This is a genomic window from Pseudomonas sp. AOB-7, assembly GCF_003696305.1.
Classification (GTDB): domain Bacteria; phylum Pseudomonadota; class Gammaproteobacteria; order Pseudomonadales; family Pseudomonadaceae; genus Aquipseudomonas.
The window spans coordinates 151,548-165,707 of record NZ_RFFK01000005.1; the positions used below are offsets into that span (position 1 = coordinate 151,548).

Sequence of the window (14,160 nt, forward strand, 5' to 3'; positions counted from 1 at the left end):
CTCCGACAGGTAACAGCCCGGTACTACTCCCGTGCGCCCGCGCAGGCCGATGGTCGTTGCCGCCAGTTGGCACGCGCGGCGCCGCCAAATCAGATGCCGATCTTGTCCAGCGCCTGGCCGACCGAGCGCCAGAAGCCGCGCTGCGGGCGCTCCCCCTGCCGGTGATGGGCAGCGATGCGAGCCGGCGGCTGCACCAGGCGGGTGGCGCCCAGTTCGCGCTCGGCCAGCTCGGCCGACACCAGTTGCAGCGGGCCATCGCCACCGCCGTCCAGGGCGCCGCTGTGCGGCGGCGGGCCGTCCTCGTCGTAGCGCAGGTAGTAGGTGCCGCCAACGGCGGCATCCAGGCTGAAGCTGGAGATCAGGGTGAAGTCCAGCGGCCCGTCGGCCAGCAGGGTCCAGAAGCTGCCGGCCAGCGGCCGACGCATTTCCAGCCGATGGTTGGCCGCCTCGAACTCCAGCACCAGGTAGCCGTTGCTCGGCAGGCTGCCGATCAGCTGGTTGTCGAGAAACAGCCCCGGCGCCTCCAGCTCCTGATCGGCCCAGTCGTTGCGTGGACGGTACAGATAGACCAGGGCGTGGTTCTCGTCGCTCAGCGCGTGGGGGACGAAGGCTTCGCCGTCCAGGTCGCCGAAGAAGGCGCCGGGGGTCGAGCAGCCGACCAGCAGGACGGCGAGCAAGGGCAGCAGCAGGCGGCGCATCGAGCATTCCTTGTGAGGGGCATGCACGCAGCTTAGCCGGCACGCACACGGGCAACACCCGACAAAAGTGCGGCCTGTTCAGAAGGCACCGTGGCGCCCCTTGCCGTCGCGAAAGCGCCGCGCGCCCTCCGCCGTCTCGCCGCTGGCCACCACCGCCAGGCCGCCGCGGAATTCGCCGGCCAGCGCCTCGTTCAGCGGCAGGTCCCACTGCGCATAGACACTGGCGCGGTCGGCCAGCAGGCAGCGCTGGGGGAAGGCGGCGAGCTGCGCCGCCAACTGCTGCGCCGCCGCCAGCGCCTGACCGGGGGCCACCACGCGGTTGACCAGGCCCATCTGCAGCGCCTCGTCCGCCGCCACCGGGCGGCCGCTCAGGATCAGGTCCAGCGCCCGGCCCTGGCCAACGATACGCGGCAGGCGCACCGTGCCGCCGTCGATCAGCGGCACGCCGAAGCGCCGGCAGAACACCCCGAGCAGCGCATCCTGCGCCATCACCCGCAGGTCGGCGAGCAGCGCCAGCTCCAGGCCGCCGGCCACGGCATGGCCCTCGATGGCGGCGATCAGCGGTTTGCCGAGCTGCATGCGACTCGGCCCCATGGGCGCATCACCCTGCTCGTCCAGGCGATTGGCACGCTCGCCGCCCTCGGCCACCGCCGCCAGGTCGGCGCCGGCGCAGAAGGTGCCGCCGCTGCCGGTCAGCACCGCCACGCGCGCTTCATCGTCCGCCTCGAAGGCGCGCAGGGCCGCGGCCAGCGCCTCGGCCGTGGGGCGGTCGACGGCGTTGCGCGCCTGCGGCCGGTCGATGCTCAGGGTGGTCACCGGGCCGTTCTTCTCGACTATCACCGACATGAAGCTGCACTCCGCTGGCTGAACGAAAAAAGACCGGCATCGCTGCCGGCCTTCGAGCCTAATCCGCCTGCGCGGGCGCGTCAGCCCGGCTGGCCGATCAGAGGGCGTACTTGTGCAGATTCGCCATCATTTCCCGGAGCGCCTCGACGTTGTCGGCCGGGTGCGCGGCGCCCTCGAAGTCGCAGATGCGCTGCCACTGCGCGGCCACGTCGTCCGGGCTGAAGCCGGCCTTGGGGTCGAAGCCGGCGCCCAGGCTGCGCTCCCAGCGCACCTTGCCGACCCAACCGCCGCCGACCTCGAACAGGCCGCCGCTGTCCTGGCAGGCGGCGCTGCCGAGGTAGACCACCAGCGGGCTGACCAGCTCGGGTTTGAGCTGCTCGAACACCTGCGGCGGAATCAGCCCCTCGGTCATGCGGGTGGCGCCGGTGGGGGCGATGGCGTTGACCAGGATGTTGTTCTTGCGCCCCTCGATGGCCAGGGTGCGGGTCAGGCCGTAGAGGCCGAGCTTGGCCATGCCGTAGTTGCTCTGGCCGAAGTTGCCGTAGATGCCGGAGGTGGACGAGGTGAAGATCACCCGCCCGTAGTTCTGCTCGCGCAGGTGCGGCCAGGCGGCGTGGGTGGTCTTGTAGGCGCCTTCGACATGGACCTTGTAGACCAGCTCCCAGTCGGCGTCCTCCATCTTGTGGAAGCTCTTGTCGCGCAGGATGCCGGCGTTGTTGACCAGCACGTCGATGCGGCCGAAGTGATCCAGCGCGGTCTGCACTATCTTGTCGCCGTCGGTCACCGAGTCGTGGTTGGCTACGGCATCGCCGCCGAAGGCCCTGATCTCTTCCACCACCTTGTCCGCCGCCGAGGCATTGGCGCCCTCGCCGTGGGTGCTGCCGCCGAGGTCGTTGACCACCACCTTGGCGCCATGGCGGGCGAACAGCAGCGCGTGGGCGCGGCCCAGACCGCCGCCGGCGCCGGTGACGATGACGACCTGATCCTCGAAACGAACCGCTTCACTCATGGCAGAAACTCCTCGGCAGTGGGCAATGGCAGCGAGTGTCACGCAGGGCCGCTGCGCTCACAACGAACCGGCCTGACGCTGAATGGTGCGCGATAAGGCGCCGGGATGGTCAGGCCGGACGGATCAGGCGCAGATGGTCGTACAGGTGCAGCACATGGGCCTGGGCGTACTCGGCGTGGCTCAGCGCGCCGTAGGCGAAATGCGGCTGCAGGGCGCCAGTGTGCGCGGCGAAGCGCTCGAAGGCGGCCTGCAGACGCTGCAGGGCAGCCGCCTGGCTCGCCGGCTCGGCCAGTGGCGCGGCGCCGGGAATCGCCTCGGTCAGCGGATGGCGCATGCCGCCACGGGCGCTGAACAGGGCGAAGGCGGCCGGGCCGAGGCTGTGGCGAAACCAGGCAGGTTTGAGCTGCGGAAAACCGTCCAGGGAATACTCGATGCTCTGCGCGCAGTGGTTGAATACCTCGCTCGGGCTCCAGCCCTGCAGGCTGACCAGTGGCCGGCCGGCCAGCTCGGCCAGCAGGCGCTGCGCCGCCGCCAGCTCGACGGCAGTCGGCGCCGGGCCGCCGGGCAGCGCCCAGAAACCAGCGCCGAGGGCCGCCACGCCGCCGACGGCGGCACCTTTCAACAGGGTGCGGCGCTGCATGCTGCGGTCTCCAGCCGTTGGTGAAACTCGAGGTAATGGGCGAGCACCAGCTCCGGCGCCTCGGTTTGCGGGTAGTGGCCGATGCCGTCGAGCAGCACCGTGTCGGGCTGCTCGATCAGCTCGCGGTAGCGCGCCACCATATGCGCGCCGGAGATCGGATCGACCGCACCGTCGATCACCCGCATGGGCACCGTGGTTTCCTGCATGGCCGCCACCCAGCGTGCGCGGTTGGCGCGGCGATCGAGGATGTAGCGGATCAGCCGGTGCATCACCTTGGGCCCGTCGTTATGTGCGATCAGCGCCCAGAAGGCGTCCAGCTCGGCCTCGCTGGGCGGCGTATGCGGGCCGAACACCTTGGCGAAGTTCTGCGCCAGGGTGCGCCGCGAGAACAACCGGCCGAGCAGCGGCCCCAGCGGGCCGAGCAGCAGTTTCTGGGTCAGCACCGGATAGTGGGTCTCGGGAAACAGGCCACCGTTGAGGAACACGCAGCTGGCCAACTGGATGCGTCCGTCCTGATGGCGGGCCAGCAGCTCCTGGGCCACGCTGTCGCCGTAGTCGTGGGCCAGCACATGCAGCCGGCGCGTCTCGCCCAGGTGGGCCAGCAGCGCCTGCTGCAGGTCGGCCTGCTCCAGCAGGCTGTAGGCATGGCCGCGCGGCTTGGCCGAGTAGCCGAAGCCGAGCATGTCGCAGGCGATCAGCCGGTACTGCTGCGCCAGCGGCTGCCACAGGCGGTGCCAGTCCCAGCTGGCGGTGGGAAACCCGTGGATCAGCAGCAGCGGCTCGGCTGCCGCTTCGCCCGCCGTCCAGTAGCGAATCGCGTGCGGGCCGAAACGCAGCTCGTGCCCCTGGGCGCGCCAGGCGTCCAGGGCGATGCCGGGCAACGCCGTCACTGCGCGTAGCCCGGGTTGCAGCGGTCGAGCTTGCGCAGCAGCGCCGGCCAGGGCAGCGCGCCGCCCATGCCCTGCGGGCTCTTCATCACCCCGGCGAGCATCGCCCGGGCGCCGTCGAGGATCTGCTGCGGGATATGGATCAGCTCGCCGCCACCGCTCTGCGCCATCACCTGGATCTCGCAGGCGCGCTGCAGGGTGAACATGCCGAGGAAGGCGTCGGCGATGCTGCCGAAGGCGGTGAGCAGGCCGTGGTTGGGCAGGATCATGAAGTTCTTCTCGCCCAGGTCGGCCTGCAGCCGCGCCTTCTCGTCATGATTCAGCGCCACGCCCTCGTAGCCGTGGTAGGCCAGGCTGGAGAGGACGAACAGCGACTGCTGCGACAGCGGCAGCAGGCCCTGCTGCTGCGCCGAAACGGCGATGCCGGCGGCGGTGTGGATATGCAGCACGCAGCCGACGTCGTGGCGCACCTCGTGCACGGCGCTGTGGATGGTGTAGCCGGCCGGGTTGATGTCGAAGGGGCTGTCCATCAGCTTGTTGCCGGCCAGGTCGACCTTGACCAGACTGGAGGCGCTGATCTCGTCGAACATCAGGCCGTAGGGGTTGATCAGGAAGTCCTCGGTGCCCGGCACCTTGGCCGAGATGTGGGTGAAGATCAGATCGTCCCAGCCGTACAGGGCGATCAGCCGGTAACAGGCGGCCAGGTCGACGCGGGTCTGCCATTCGGCGGCGGATACCTGGTTCTTCACGTCGGGCAGATTCAGCGGAGCGTTCACGGCGGTCACCTCGATCTTGTTGTGGTTCGGCGGTGTCCGCAGTCTAGCCGTGCGTGGGCCCCGCGATAGTTGCCCTGGCAGCCAAGCTGCTGACCCTGCGGGTCAATGACGCGGCCGTAAGGGCCGCGATAAGGCGTCATTCGCCGCTCTTATGGAAGGCCATGTTCCATTCTGCGTCGACAGGGCACGCGGTTTTGCAGGAGCGGATTTATCCGCGAGTATCGCGGCTCAAGCTGCTTCCACGGCAAATCAACGACAACGGGGCCTTAGAGCAGGGCGATCAGCAGCGGCGCGGCCTGCCCCCCCGCAGGAAGGCGGCCGCAGCGGCCAGGCGGACTTTCTCGCCGCGCTGGAACGGCCGGGCGTGGTGCGCCGGCCATTGCTGGAGTCGGATCTGCGCTGGGATATCGCCTTTATCTGGCGGCGCGACGCCTACCTGTCACGCGCGGCGCAGGCCTGGCTGGAGCTGCTGGACGAGTCCCCGACGCCGTAGGCCGCCCGCGGCATCAGCCCTGCAGCGCGGCGACGAACGCCTGCAGCCAAGGCTCGGCGTCGCGTTCCGGAGTGACGGTCTCGCTGGCGTCCAGGCGCAGCATCTCCACCACTTCGCGCAGGCCCAGCTCGGCGTACAGCTCGCGCACCAGCTCGCCGCCGCCGCAGAAGCTGTCGTAGCTGGAATCGCCCAGCGCCAGCACCGCGCCGGGCAGCCCCTGCCAGGCCGGCAGGTGATCGCGAATGGCGCCGTACAGCGGCAGCAAGTTGTCCGGCAGCTCGCCCATGCCGGTGGTGGAGGTCACGGTGAGAAAGGCCTCGGGGCCGAAGGCCAGCAGCTCTTCCAGGCTCAGGTTCGGCTTGTGCCAGGCCTCCAGCCCGGCGGCCTGGAGCAGGCGCTCGGCGTGGCGGGCAACTTCTTCGGCGGTGCCGTAGACCGACCCCGAGAGGATGGCGACTTTCATGACAACTCCTGAAACAGTGGCAAAGGCGGCGCATTATGCCGCAAGTGGACAGCCCGACCCGATGTTTTAGAATGCAGCGCACATACCCTGCGGAACCGCGCCCATGATCAACGCCAAACTGCTGCAACTGGTAATCGACGCCTCCAACGACGGCATCGTGGTGGCCGAGCAGGAGGGTGACGACAACATCCTGATCTACGCCAACCCGGCCTTCGAGCGCCTCACCGGCTACGCCAGCGAAGACATCCTCTACCAGGATTGCCGCTTCCTGCAGGGCGACGACCGCGACCAGCCCGGCCTGGACGCCATCCGCCAAGCGGTCAAGACGCAGCAGCCGTGCCGGCAGATCATCCGCAACTACCGCAAGGACGGCAGCGTCTTCTGGAACGAGCTGTCGATCACCCCGGTTTTCAACGAAGGCGACCAGCTGACCTACTATATAGGTATCCAGAAGGACGTCACCGAGCAGGTCGAGGCCCAGCAGCGCGTCAAAGCGCTGGAGGCGGAGCTGGCCGAACTCAGGGCACGCCTGGATAACTGACGAACGCACACAACTCTCGCTGCGGGACGCGGTCTGAAGGTGCTGGACTCTAGGTAGTATCCGCCATGCAAAGCGACCCGCTGCTGACCCAAGCCGAGTTGGATTTCATCCAGCAACTCAGCTCGCCACAACCCCGCAAACGCCGCCCCAGTGAAGCGCAAACACGGCGCCTGGCCATCGGCGCACAATTGCGCGAGCTGCTCAACCAGTTGAGCAGCGACGAGCAGCTAAGCCTGGACACCCACAGCGACAATCAGCACCTGAGTTTTCCCTTGCGCCTGATCCAGGACGGCCAGAGCGGTTCACGCCTGGAGCTGGACGCACCGCTGATCTTCGAGCAAGGCGTCAGCGAACGTCCATGGCGCCTGTCCCTCGCCGCCCCGCTGCCCCTGCTGGACCGACGAGAACGCCCCAGTGGCCTGCAGGTAGTGGAGCTGTCGAACAACGGCATGCTGGTGCAGCACAACAATCCCGGCAACCCGGCCAAGGATCAGCTGCTGCAGCTGCTGTTGCCGCAACAGCGCCGCGTGCAGTTGCGCGCCCGCCTGGTACGGCGCATCGGCAAGGCCCGCTACGCCTACAGCCTGCAAACCCTGCACGACGAAGACGAGCAGACGCTGCGCCAATACCTCTTCGAACAGCACAGCGACCGCCAGCGGCGCAGCGACCCGGTCACCTGAGCGCCGCCGCGGAAGAAAAAATCCGATAGCCGAAGGGGATAGGAGAGGGCTGGCTATCGGATTGCGCAGTCGGTCGAGCTTCCGCCGTGCAACCTTAGCGGCCGCGAGTCGCGACGGTAAGCCCTACACACGATCACAATGTACAACTCTTGTACAACTAATTTTCGTCACCGACAAGCGTTTTCGCGCACGCTCACGCGCCCGGCTCCCGGCAGACGGGATAAGCGGCACGTGCGGACGGGGATCAGGTATCGAGGTGACCGGCGAGAAACTGCTGCAGACGTCGCTGCATCAGCCGCCCTTCATTGCCCAGGCAGGCAATCGGCGAACCGGCCAGGCTCTCCTCGGCCAGGTCGGCGCTGTCGCCGGCCAGCAACAGCGGGCAGTCCAGCGCCAGCGCCAGGCGCGACAGCTGCCGCGGCAGCTCGTCGCTGGGCGGCTGGTTGCTGAACAGCACCAGCGCCTGCGGCTGCATCTTCTCGCACACCAGCGGCAGCTCGGCCAACGGCTGGCCAACGCCGAGCACGCTGACGCCGATATCGAGGCTGCCCAGCAGCAGCGCGGCGACCAGCAGCTCCAGCTCGCGACAATGCCCCGGCAAGGCGGCGAGCAGCACCCTTTCCTCGACGCTACCGCGGCCCAGTTGCAGGCGCTGCAGGCAACGTCCGCGCAGGAAGCTGTCGAGCAGCAGCCATTCGCTGCACTGGCCGAACTCGTCCTGGCGCAGCAGCAGGGTCTGCCACACCGGCATGAGGATGTCCTGGAACACCACCGGCAGCGGGTAGGAGGAGAAGATCTGGCCGTACAGGCGCTCCAGACGCAGCTCGTCGAAATCGCCGAGGGCGCGGCGGACCTGCCCCTGCCACTCGCTCCATTCGCCGGCGCTGACTTCCTCGTAGGCCGGCGTCGCCGCGCTGCGAGCGCCGGCGCTCTTGGCCAGGATCTTGCCGACCTTGCTCACCGCCACGCCGCGCTCGATCCAGGCCAGGATGCTGCGCACCGCCTCGATGTCGGCCTGCGAATAAAGGCGATGGCCGCTGTCGGTGCGGGTCGGCTGGATCAATCCGTAGCGTCGTTCCCAGGCCCGCAGGGTGACCGGGTTGACGCCGGTCAGGCGCGAGACTTCGCGGATCGGGAATAACTCTTCCTGTTTCAGGGCGCTGGACGCGAGCAGAGGGGCACCGGCGAGTTCAGGCATGGCTTCGGGCATCGCGGCAGAAAAGGTGCCGGCATTGTAACCCAGGCCCCGACGCGCTTACATTGTACAAAACCTGTACAAGGCATCCCCATGCGCGATCCCACCTGGCCACTCACCCTCTACTACGACGGCGCCTGCCCGCTCTGCGCCCGCGAGATCGCCCTGCTGCGCCGCCATGCCGCCCGCGAACGGCTGCGGCTGGTGGATATCGCCGCCGCGGACTTCGACCCGCAGCCGCTGGGCCTGGCACTGTCGACCCTGCAGGCCCGCCTGCATGCACGCTGGGCCGACGGCCGCTGGCTGGTCGGGCTCGATGCCAGCCTGGCCAGCTGGCAGGCCGCCGGCCTCGGCGCCTGGGTCGCGCCGCTGGGCTGGCGCGCGCTGCGCCCGCTGCTGGAGTGGGGCTATCGGCTGTTCTGCCGTCTGCGCCCGCACCTGGCGCGGCTGCCGCACCCCGATGGTGCGCGGCGCTGCCGGCAGAACGCGGCCTGCACGCCGCCACGCCCGCCATCGCACGACGCTGGCTAATTGGCGCAAAAGCGGAATAATCCTTGCTGCATTCCTACCCGGCGCATCACCCCGCGCCGCGTACGCCCCAGGCCACACCCCGGCCACGGGCCAGCTTCGAGGAGATACACGATGTCCCCGGTTACCCTGATGGTGGCGCGCCGCGTCGCCCACGGCCGCTATCACGACTTCATCGCCTGGCTGCGCGAAGGCGAACACCTGGCCACCGACTTCCCCGGCTACCTCGGCTCCGGCGTGCTGGCGCCGCCGTCCGGCGACGACGAATTCCAGATCGTCTTTCGTTTCAGCGACGAGCAGACCATGGCCTCCTGGGAGCATTCCGCCTCGCGCCAGGCCTGGCTGCAGCGCGGCAGCGGGCTGTTCGCCCAGCCCCAGGAAAAACGCGCCGTCGGCCTCGACGCCTGGTTCGGCAGCGTGTACCGCCAGCCGCCGCGCTGGAAGCAGAGCATCGCCATCTGGCTGGCGTTCTTCCCGGTCTCGCTGGCCTTCAACCTGCTGTTCGGCCCGGCGCTAGGCGACCTCTCGCTGGTCGTCCGGGTGCTGCTCAGCACCCTGGCCCTGACCCCACTGATGACCTACCTGTTCATTCCCCTGGCCACCCGCCTGCTGGCGCCCTGGCTGCTGGCCGACAGCGGGCGCCTGGACGCACGCCAGGACCTGCCCGGCAAGCCCTGATCAGAGCGGCAGGCGCAACCCGGCGTGGCCCTGGTGCAACGCCGGTCGAGCGATGATTTCGTCGTGCACCTCACTCTGCAACAGGTACAGAGCATCCACCCCGCACTGACGCAGACGCCGCTTCAGCGGCGCCAGCGCCAGGCTGGGCGGCCCCAGCCAAGGGCGACGACCGTCGGCACACAGCGCCCGCGCGCGGTAACCCGCCGCGCGCAGCACCAGCACCTCGATGCGCAGCACGCTCCCCGCGCGCCAGGCCACACGCAACTCGCGCCAGCTCATCCACACCTCACACCTATACAGAGATAAGTTTTTTGTACATGCAAAGAGCAAATTTTCTACAGGCCAGAGAAAATTAAAAACCCTTGAAGCTCAATGAAATAGCGAAAACAAGCGCTTTTCCTGAAAAACCACAGGCGCGGCATGGTTGTACAAGTTGCCGAGCTGGTATAGCTTTACTCCAGGTTCGGCCGGTGCCGTTTCCCTACTGGTCAGGTAACCCGAAGCGGTGCCGCTGAACCCTCCCTTTTTCCGCCAGGGCCCGAGATGAGCGCTGCCAGCCTTCCCATCCTGATCACCGGCGCCAGCCAGCGAGTCGGCCTGTACTGCGCCGAACGCCTGCTCGATGCCGGCCAGCCAGTGATCCTCAGCTACCGCCACGAACGCGAGGGTGTGCAGCGCCTGCGTCAGCGCGGCGCCCTGTGCCTGCCGGCGGACTTTCGCGACGAGGCCAGCATCCTCGCCTTCGTCGACGCGGTGAAATGCCACACCGACGGCCTGCGCGCCATCGTCCACAACGCCTCGGACTGGCTCAGCGAGACGCCGGGCGACGAGGCGGCGGCCTTCCAGCAGCTGTTCGCCGTGCACATGCTCGCGCCCTACCTGATCAACCTGCACTGCGCCGAGCTGCTGCAGCACGCCAGCCCGGCCGACATCGTCCATGTCAGCGACGACGTGACGCGCAAGGGCAGCGCCAAGCGCCCCGCCTACTGCGCCAGCAAGGCCGGCCTGGAGAGCCTGACGCTGTCGTTCGCCGCACGCTTCGCGCCGCACATCAAGGTCAACGGCATCGCCCCGGCGCTGCTGATGTTCAACCAGGACGACGACGCCGAGTATCGCCAGCAGACCCTGGCCAAGTCGGCGCTGGGCATCGAGCCCGGCCCGGAAGCCTTCTACCTGAGCCTGCGCTACCTGCTGGACAACCCCTACCTGACCGGCACCACCCTGACCCTCAACGGCGGCCGCCACCTCAAGTGAGGCGGCGCCAAGGACAACTGCCATGCACCCACATCTGCCCCAGCACTACCGCGAGATCCTCATCGGCCTGGGCGAGAATCCCGAGCGCGAGGGCCTGCTCGACACCCCCAAGCGCGCGGCCAAGGCCATGCAGTACCTCTGCCACGGCTACCAGCAGTCGCTGGAAGAGATAGTCAACGGCGCGCTGTTCGCCTCGGACAACGACGAGATGGTGATCGTCAAGGACATCGAGCTGTACTCGCTGTGCGAGCACCACCTGCTGCCCTTCATCGGCAAGGCGCACGTCGCCTACATCCCCACCGGCAAGGTGCTGGGCCTGTCCAAGGTGGCGCGCATCGTCGACATGTTCGCCCGCCGCCTGCAGATCCAGGAGAACCTGACCAAGCAGATCGCCGATGCGATCCAGCGCGTGACCAACGCCGCCGGCGTCGCCGTGGTGATCGAGGCCAAGCACATGTGCATGATGATGCGCGGGGTGGAGAAGCAGAACTCGGTGATGAGCAGCTCGGTGATGCTTGGCGCCTTCCGCGAGTCCTGCAACACTCGCCACGAATTTTTGCAACTGATCGGACGGAGCAAGTAATGCCGCGACTGGAACCCGGAATGGCGCGCATCCGCGTCAAGGACCTGCGCCTGCGCACCTATATCGGCATCAAGGAGGAGGAGATCAACAACAAGCAGGACGTGCTGATCAACCTGACCATCCTCTATCCGGCGGTCGACGCCGTGCAGGTCAACGACATCGACCACGCGCTGAACTACCGCACCATCACCAAGGCGATCATCGCCCACGTCGAGGGCAACCGCTTCGCCCTGCTCGAACGCCTGACCCAGGAAATCCTCGACTTGGTCATGGCCCACCAGGCGGTGCGCTACGCCGAGGTGGAAGTGGACAAACCGCACGCCCTGCGTTTCGCCGAGTCGGTGTCCATTACCCTGGCCGGCCACCGCTAAGCGGCGCCGCGGTCGGCTTGCCGGCCCCGCGAGGGGCTCTTATCATCGCCGCCACCGCCCGCCCCGGAGAGCCCGAGATGACCGAGCAAGAACGCCTCGAACTGGAAGCCGCCGCCTTCCGCAGCCTGGTGCAGCACCTGCGCACCCGCCCCGACGTGCAGAACATCGAGCTGATGAACCTGGCTGGCTTCTGCCGCAACTGTCTGTCCAAGTGGTACAAGGCCGCCGCCGACGACCTCGGCGTCGAGCTGAGCCCCGACCAGGCCCGCGAAGCGGTCTACGGCATGCCCTATGCCGAGTGGAAGGCCAAGTACCAGAAGGACGCCACACCCGAACAGCAGGCCGCCTTCGACAAGGGGAACAAGGCATGAGCGCCCTCGCCGACTTCCGCCGCCGCCTGCAGCAGGACGACTTCGCCTTCGCCGAGACCCTGGCCTTCGTCGCCGCGCACTACCACTACCAGCCCAGCGCCTTTCGCAACGGCAGCGTGGACAACGCCGCCGGGCAGAACGAAGGCTCGTGCAAGACCCTCGGCCTGGCCCGGCTCGAAGGCTTCAGCCTGGACGAAACCCTGCGCTGCTTCGGCGAGCACTACCGCAGCGTGCTGGCCACCCCGGACGGCAGCGATCACGGCAATATCCGTGCGCTGATGGCCCACGGCCTGAATGGCGTGCGGTTCGAGCAGGCACCGCTGCGCCGCCAGGACTGATCCAGCCGCGCAACAATTTGCGCAACTGTCGGCAAAAGCTGACAGACATCACAAAACCAAGCGCTTATCCTGCGCGCCATGAGAGTCACCAGGGAAGGGGCTCGGCGCGATCCGTGCGGCACTTCCCGTGGTGCGTACACGGCATGGAGTCGCCCGATGCAGCAAACCCTGGTATGGAAACCCTGGAGCAACCCCGGCGTGGAGACCCTGCGCCTGAGTCAGGACGAAGCCGGCATCCACGCCAGCAGCCACCTGATGCAGAGCCTCAGGGGCGACAGCATAGTCGCCAGCTACCTGCTCGACTGCGACCCGCGCTGGCGCTTTCGCCGCCTCTGGCTCAAGGTGGACAACCACGGCCCGCGCAAGCTCTGCCTGCAACGCGATCTCCGCGGCAACTGGCTGCACAACGGCGAGCCGCGCCCCGATCTGCAGGGCTGCCAGCACGTCATGCTGTCCGCCTCGCCCTTCACCCACACCCCGCTGCTGCAACGCTGCGCCCTGGAAACCGGGCAGAGCGATGAGGTCCAGGTGGCCTACGTCGACCTGCTCAGCTTGCGGATCGAGCCGCGCCGCCAGCACTACCAGTGCCTGCAGCGCCGCCCGGGGCAAAACCTCTACCGCAGCCAGGCCGAGGGCAAGCCGAGCTGCGAGTTGACAGTGGACGACCAGGCCCTGCTGCTCAAGGCCAGCGAGCAGTACCTGCGCATGAGCCAGCGCGGGCTGAAGATCAGCACCCTGGTCTAGCGCGTAGCGCTAGATCGGCAATTGCCCGAACGCCCAGCGCAGCATGAAGAACACCAGCAGGCCGCCGCCGATGGTCGCCAGCAGGTGGCGGGTGAAGGCGGCGATGGCGATGGTCGCCAGGCCGGCGAGCAGGTAGGCGTTGTCCAGGCTCGGCGCCCAGTGCGTGCCGTCCGGCAGCAGCATACCGGGCACCACGATGGCGCTCAGCACCGCCGTCGGCACGTAATGCAGGCCCTGGCGCACCAGCGGCGGGAAACGCAGGTCGGGAAAGGCGAACAGGCTGTAGCGGGTGGCGAAGGTGATCGCCAGCATGCCCAGGATCAGCAACCAGATATCCATCACACCAGTTCCTCCTGCAAGTCCGGCTCGCGCCGCTCCAGCCACACCCCGACCACAATACCGCTGGCCGCCGCGGCCATCAGCCCGAGCTTGTAGGGCAGCGCATGACAGGCCAGCGCCACCGCCGCGGCGACCAGCGCCGCGGCCAACTGCGGCTGGCTCCTGAGCATCGGCACGACGATGCCGATAAAGGTCGCCAGCATGGCAAAGTCCAGCCCCCAGTCGCCGATATTCGGCACCGCCTGGCCGAACAGCACGCCGATCAGGGTGCACAGCAGCCAGTTGCCGTACATCGCCAGCGCGGCGCCGAGAAAGTACCAGTGCCGATACGGCGCGCTGTCGCCGCGGGCGTAGCGCTGCAGCACCACCGCATAGGCCTCGTCGGTCAGCCAGAAGGCCAGCGGCATGCGCCAGCGCTTGGGCAGGTGGCGCACGTAGGGCTGCAGGCTGGCGCTGTACAGGGCATGGCGCAGGTTGACCACGAAGGTGGTGAGCAGCACCACCGCCATGCCGGCGCCGCCGGCCAGCAGGCTGACGGCGATGAATTGCGCCGAACCGGCGAACACCAGCGCCGACATGCCCAGGGTCTGCCAGGGGCTGAGTCCGGCGGCGCCGGCCAGGCTGCCGAAGATGATGCCGAAGGGCATGGCGCCGAGCAGCATCGGCAGCATATCGCGGGCGCCCTGGGTGAATTCGAGATGACGGGACATGGAACCTCCTTGGGCC

21 protein-coding genes and 1 pseudogene are annotated in these 14,160 nt (G+C 68.0%); 11 read left to right on the plus strand and 11 right to left on the minus strand.

Going from position 1 to position 14,160, the window contains the following annotated elements:
- Positions 1-89 precede the first annotated feature (89 nt).
- The 6 genes from EA796_RS11765 to EA796_RS11790 all read right to left on the minus strand — a co-directional run bounded on the left by EA796_RS11765 (position 90) and on the right by EA796_RS11790 (position 4,856).
- Positions 90-698, minus strand: a complete 609-nt coding sequence (locus EA796_RS11765) for a DUF2846 domain-containing protein (RefSeq protein WP_122108746.1) — start codon at positions 696-698, stop codon at positions 90-92.
- Positions 699-776: 78 nt separating this feature from the next.
- Entirely contained in the window at positions 777-1,544 is a 768-nt protein-coding gene (locus EA796_RS11770) for a crotonase/enoyl-CoA hydratase family protein (RefSeq protein WP_122108747.1), read from the minus strand.
- Positions 1,545-1,641: 97 nt separating this feature from the next.
- Positions 1,642-2,553 (minus strand): SDR family oxidoreductase, encoded by a 912-nt coding sequence (locus tag EA796_RS11775; RefSeq protein ID WP_122108748.1) that lies wholly within the window; start codon positions 2,551-2,553, stop codon positions 1,642-1,644.
- A gap of 109 nt (positions 2,554-2,662) precedes the next feature.
- Positions 2,663-3,193, minus strand: a complete 531-nt coding sequence (locus EA796_RS11780; RefSeq protein WP_122108749.1) for a DUF1569 domain-containing protein — start codon at positions 3,191-3,193, stop codon at positions 2,663-2,665.
- On the minus strand, positions 3,172-4,083 hold the full coding sequence (locus EA796_RS11785; protein WP_122108750.1) for an alpha/beta fold hydrolase: 912 nt from the start codon (positions 4,081-4,083) through the stop codon (positions 3,172-3,174). The genes EA796_RS11780 and EA796_RS11785 overlap by 22 nt, the downstream gene beginning before the upstream one ends.
- A complete protein-coding gene (locus EA796_RS11790) occupies positions 4,080-4,856 on the minus strand; it encodes a class II aldolase/adducin family protein (RefSeq protein ID WP_371921467.1) in 777 nt (258 codons plus the stop codon). Before EA796_RS11790 ends, EA796_RS11785 begins: the two co-directional genes overlap by 4 nt.
- A 304-nt stretch (positions 4,857-5,160) precedes the next feature.
- On the opposite strand from EA796_RS11790, the pseudogene EA796_RS11795 reads away from it, so the two are divergent.
- Positions 5,161-5,349 (plus strand): annotated as a pseudogene (locus tag EA796_RS11795) (LysR substrate-binding domain-containing protein); the annotation flags it as partial.
- Positions 5,350-5,362: 13 nt separating this feature from the next.
- On the opposite strand, the gene EA796_RS11800 reads toward EA796_RS11795, so the two are convergent.
- Positions 5,363-5,812, minus strand: a complete 450-nt coding sequence (locus tag EA796_RS11800; protein ID WP_122108752.1) for a flavodoxin — start codon at positions 5,810-5,812, stop codon at positions 5,363-5,365.
- A gap of 103 nt (positions 5,813-5,915) precedes the next feature.
- On the opposite strand from EA796_RS11800, the gene EA796_RS11805 reads away from it, so the two are divergent.
- Positions 5,916-6,353 carry a PAS domain-containing protein gene (locus EA796_RS11805; RefSeq protein WP_122108753.1) on the plus strand — a complete coding sequence of 146 codons (438 nt, stop codon included), beginning with the start codon at positions 5,916-5,918 and terminating at the stop codon, positions 6,351-6,353.
- A gap of 65 nt (positions 6,354-6,418) precedes the next feature.
- Entirely contained in the window at positions 6,419-7,033 is a 615-nt protein-coding gene (locus EA796_RS11810) for a PilZ domain-containing protein (RefSeq protein ID WP_122108754.1), read from the plus strand.
- A gap of 244 nt (positions 7,034-7,277) precedes the next feature.
- Here EA796_RS11810 and EA796_RS11815 read toward each other — a convergent pair whose 3' ends face one another.
- Positions 7,278-8,231, minus strand: a complete 954-nt coding sequence (locus EA796_RS11815; RefSeq protein WP_031303067.1) for a MerR family transcriptional regulator — start codon at positions 8,229-8,231, stop codon at positions 7,278-7,280.
- A 90-nt stretch (positions 8,232-8,321) separates the two neighbouring features.
- On the opposite strand from EA796_RS11815, the gene EA796_RS11820 reads away from it, so the two are divergent.
- Both EA796_RS11820 and EA796_RS11825 read left to right on the plus strand, forming a co-directional pair.
- Entirely contained in the window at positions 8,322-8,759 is a 438-nt protein-coding gene (locus EA796_RS11820; protein WP_122108755.1) for a thiol-disulfide oxidoreductase DCC family protein, read from the plus strand.
- 111 nt (positions 8,760-8,870) lie between these two features.
- Entirely contained in the window at positions 8,871-9,434 is a 564-nt protein-coding gene (locus EA796_RS11825) for an antibiotic biosynthesis monooxygenase (protein WP_122108756.1), read from the plus strand.
- On the opposite strand, the gene EA796_RS11830 is transcribed toward EA796_RS11825, so the two are convergent.
- Complete coding sequence (locus EA796_RS11830) at positions 9,435-9,713, minus strand: hypothetical protein (RefSeq protein ID WP_122108757.1); 279 nt, start codon at positions 9,711-9,713, stop codon at positions 9,435-9,437.
- Positions 9,714-9,977: 264 nt separating this feature from the next.
- On the opposite strand from EA796_RS11830, the gene folM reads away from it, so the two are divergent.
- From folM to EA796_RS11860, 6 genes are all read left to right on the plus strand, one after another.
- The gene (folM, locus tag EA796_RS11835) at positions 9,978-10,688 is read left to right on the plus strand and encodes a dihydromonapterin reductase (RefSeq protein WP_122108758.1); all 711 of its coding nucleotides are present in this window, start codon (positions 9,978-9,980) and stop codon (positions 10,686-10,688) included.
- A gap of 22 nt (positions 10,689-10,710) precedes the next feature.
- Positions 10,711-11,271 carry a GTP cyclohydrolase I FolE gene (gene folE, locus EA796_RS11840; protein WP_122108759.1) on the plus strand — a complete coding sequence of 187 codons (561 nt, stop codon included), beginning with the start codon at positions 10,711-10,713 and terminating at the stop codon, positions 11,269-11,271.
- Positions 11,271-11,642, plus strand: coding sequence for a dihydroneopterin triphosphate 2'-epimerase (gene folX / locus EA796_RS11845; protein ID WP_031303127.1), 372 nt, complete (start codon positions 11,271-11,273; stop codon positions 11,640-11,642). The genes folE and folX overlap by 1 nt, the downstream gene beginning before the upstream one ends.
- A 77-nt stretch (positions 11,643-11,719) precedes the next feature.
- Entirely contained in the window at positions 11,720-12,013 is a 294-nt protein-coding gene (locus EA796_RS11850; RefSeq protein WP_021444042.1) for a DUF1244 domain-containing protein, read from the plus strand.
- Positions 12,010-12,351 (plus strand): HopJ type III effector protein, encoded by a 342-nt coding sequence (locus tag EA796_RS11855; protein ID WP_122108760.1) that lies wholly within the window; start codon positions 12,010-12,012, stop codon positions 12,349-12,351. The genes EA796_RS11850 and EA796_RS11855 overlap by 4 nt, the downstream gene beginning before the upstream one ends.
- Before the next feature lie 156 nt (positions 12,352-12,507).
- Positions 12,508-13,095, plus strand: coding sequence for a putative glycolipid-binding domain-containing protein (locus EA796_RS11860; RefSeq protein WP_021444040.1), 588 nt, complete (start codon positions 12,508-12,510; stop codon positions 13,093-13,095).
- A 9-nt stretch (positions 13,096-13,104) separates the two neighbouring features.
- On the opposite strand, the gene EA796_RS11865 is transcribed toward EA796_RS11860, so the two are convergent.
- A complete protein-coding gene (locus tag EA796_RS11865; protein ID WP_122108761.1) occupies positions 13,105-13,434 on the minus strand; it encodes an AzlD domain-containing protein in 330 nt (109 codons plus the stop codon).
- Positions 13,434-14,144, minus strand: a complete 711-nt coding sequence (locus EA796_RS11870; protein ID WP_122108762.1) for an AzlC family ABC transporter permease — start codon at positions 14,142-14,144, stop codon at positions 13,434-13,436. Before EA796_RS11870 ends, EA796_RS11865 begins: the two co-directional genes overlap by 1 nt.
- Positions 14,145-14,160: the final 16 nt, after the last annotated feature.

What these genes read in the sequence shown, in the direction of transcription:
- EA796_RS11805 (WP_122108753.1), top strand. Translation starts at nt 5,916, where the DNA reads ATGATCAACGCCAAACTGCTGCAACTGGTAATCGACGCCTCCAACGAC.
- EA796_RS11855 (WP_122108760.1), top strand. Translation starts at nt 12,010, where the DNA reads ATGAGCGCCCTCGCCGACTTCCGCCGCCGCCTGCAGCAGGACGACTTC.
- EA796_RS11825 (WP_122108756.1), top strand. Translation starts at nt 8,871, where the DNA reads ATGTCCCCGGTTACCCTGATGGTGGCGCGCCGCGTCGCCCACGGCCGC.
- EA796_RS11860 (WP_021444040.1), top strand. Translation starts at nt 12,508, where the DNA reads ATGCAGCAAACCCTGGTATGGAAACCCTGGAGCAACCCCGGCGTGGAG.
- EA796_RS11815 (WP_031303067.1), bottom strand. Translation starts at nt 8,231, where the DNA reads ATGCCTGAACTCGCCGGTGCCCCTCTGCTCGCGTCCAGCGCCCTGAAA.
- EA796_RS11850 (WP_021444042.1), top strand. Translation starts at nt 11,720, where the DNA reads ATGACCGAGCAAGAACGCCTCGAACTGGAAGCCGCCGCCTTCCGCAGC.
- EA796_RS11780 (WP_122108749.1), bottom strand. Translation starts at nt 3,193, where the DNA reads ATGCAGCGCCGCACCCTGTTGAAAGGTGCCGCCGTCGGCGGCGTGGCG.
- EA796_RS11820 (WP_122108755.1), top strand. Translation starts at nt 8,322, where the DNA reads ATGCGCGATCCCACCTGGCCACTCACCCTCTACTACGACGGCGCCTGC.
- EA796_RS11770 (WP_122108747.1), bottom strand. Translation starts at nt 1,544, where the DNA reads ATGTCGGTGATAGTCGAGAAGAACGGCCCGGTGACCACCCTGAGCATC.
- EA796_RS11810 (WP_122108754.1), top strand. Translation starts at nt 6,419, where the DNA reads ATGCAAAGCGACCCGCTGCTGACCCAAGCCGAGTTGGATTTCATCCAG.
- folX (WP_031303127.1), top strand. Translation starts at nt 11,271, where the DNA reads ATGCCGCGACTGGAACCCGGAATGGCGCGCATCCGCGTCAAGGACCTG.
- EA796_RS11865 (WP_122108761.1), bottom strand. Translation starts at nt 13,434, where the DNA reads ATGGATATCTGGTTGCTGATCCTGGGCATGCTGGCGATCACCTTCGCC.
- folE (WP_122108759.1), top strand. Translation starts at nt 10,711, where the DNA reads ATGCACCCACATCTGCCCCAGCACTACCGCGAGATCCTCATCGGCCTG.
- EA796_RS11765 (WP_122108746.1), bottom strand. Translation starts at nt 698, where the DNA reads ATGCGCCGCCTGCTGCTGCCCTTGCTCGCCGTCCTGCTGGTCGGCTGC.
- EA796_RS11800 (WP_122108752.1), bottom strand. Translation starts at nt 5,812, where the DNA reads ATGAAAGTCGCCATCCTCTCGGGGTCGGTCTACGGCACCGCCGAAGAA.
- EA796_RS11830 (WP_122108757.1), bottom strand. Translation starts at nt 9,713, where the DNA reads ATGAGCTGGCGCGAGTTGCGTGTGGCCTGGCGCGCGGGGAGCGTGCTG.
- EA796_RS11775 (WP_122108748.1), bottom strand. Translation starts at nt 2,553, where the DNA reads ATGAGTGAAGCGGTTCGTTTCGAGGATCAGGTCGTCATCGTCACCGGC.
- EA796_RS11870 (WP_122108762.1), bottom strand. Translation starts at nt 14,144, where the DNA reads ATGTCCCGTCATCTCGAATTCACCCAGGGCGCCCGCGATATGCTGCCG.
- folM (WP_122108758.1), top strand. Translation starts at nt 9,978, where the DNA reads ATGAGCGCTGCCAGCCTTCCCATCCTGATCACCGGCGCCAGCCAGCGA.